Genomic DNA, 1216 nt, shown 5'->3' with positions numbered 1-1216 from the left:
GCCTGCATCGCGTGGAGATCGGTGGCCAGCGCCGGGGTGATGTGCGGGCCCGCCGCCCTCAACGCCGCCTCGGCGAAGGCGACGGACCGGCGGAATTCGGCCAGGTACAGCGACTGGTTCACCAGCAGGGCGATCACATAGCCGCCGAGGCCCCGGTCCCCGCTGGCCTTGGCCAGGCGCAGGGCCTGGTGGAAATAGCGCTGGGCCAGTCCATGGGCGTCGGAGTCGTAGGCGCAGATGCCCGCGACGGCCACCAGCCCGGCGGTCGCGCGGTGGAGCTGGCGGCCCGTGGCGTCGCTGTACCCGCCGCGCAGCAGCGGCGCGGTCTCGGCGTTGAGGAAGCCGACGATGCGGGACCTGGTCGCGATGCCGCCCGCCTTCCGGTACATCTGCTCGTAGTGCGCACGGGCCGCGCGGAGCATCGCTATGTCCGCCATGCTCACGCGGGGCGGCCCGGGGCGGGAGACATCGGCGTCCTCGGGAGGGTTCTCCCACTCCCAGACCGGCATCACGGCCGTGGTGCCCGTGACGGCGGGCGCGGTGGCGAGGTGCGGACGCTGCTGTTCGTCTGAGCGCCACAGGGCGGTCGCGTGCTCGACGAACCCGGAGAGGCCGGCCCCCTGGGCCGCCGTGTGCATCCCGGCGATCCCCATGCCGATGTCGTCCAGCGTGACGGGCCGGTCCAGCCGGCCGGCCAGGACTTCGCAGATCAGGTCGGGGACCTGTCCGCGCGGGCGCTGGCCCTTGAGCCAGCGGGCGACCGCCGTGTGCTCGTAGCGCAGGCACAGCCCGCGGGCACGGCCGGCCTGGTTGACATGGCCGGCGAGCCCGGCGCGGGACACACCCGCCTCGTCGATCAGGGATTCGAGCAGGACGTTGGGCTCCATTGCCCCCCCATGTGCGCGTCGCAATGAGCCTAGTGGAGCACGATTCACACGGGGTGTGAACGGAATGCCCGAACCGTCCTGCTGTGCGCTCTGCCGCGCCGGGGCGCCGCTCGCTTGAATGAGTGCCTCGCAAGAGGCGGCCGGGTCGTCGGCTCCCCCTCGTACAGTTCGACGACCCGCACCCGCGCCGTTCGTTCTGCCGGCCTGCCCGACACTCCGTGGCAGGGCGGGCGGCGCCGGATCGCACGGCCCACTGCCCCGATGACAGCAGGGCACGTGTGCGGTCCCAGAGCCGTCCGGCGAGAACAGAAGGGGCGTATCCGGTGGCC

1 protein-coding gene is annotated in these 1216 nt (G+C 72.9%); it reads right to left on the bottom strand.

Annotated features, from left to right (window positions below; all coding sequences use genetic code 11):
* Window positions 1-887 (bottom strand): transcriptional regulator (locus tag ACFWFI_RS42725; protein WP_387401382.1); only part of this gene is annotated, 887 nt, incomplete at its 3' end.
* Window positions 888-1216 lie beyond the last annotated feature (329 nt).

Source organism: Streptomyces sp. NPDC060209, from assembly GCF_042728155.1.
GTDB lineage: Bacteria > Actinomycetota > Actinomycetes > Streptomycetales > Streptomycetaceae > Streptomyces.
Note: the sequence above shows the minus strand (reverse complement) of the source record. Positions and strands in the feature narration are given on the sequence as shown.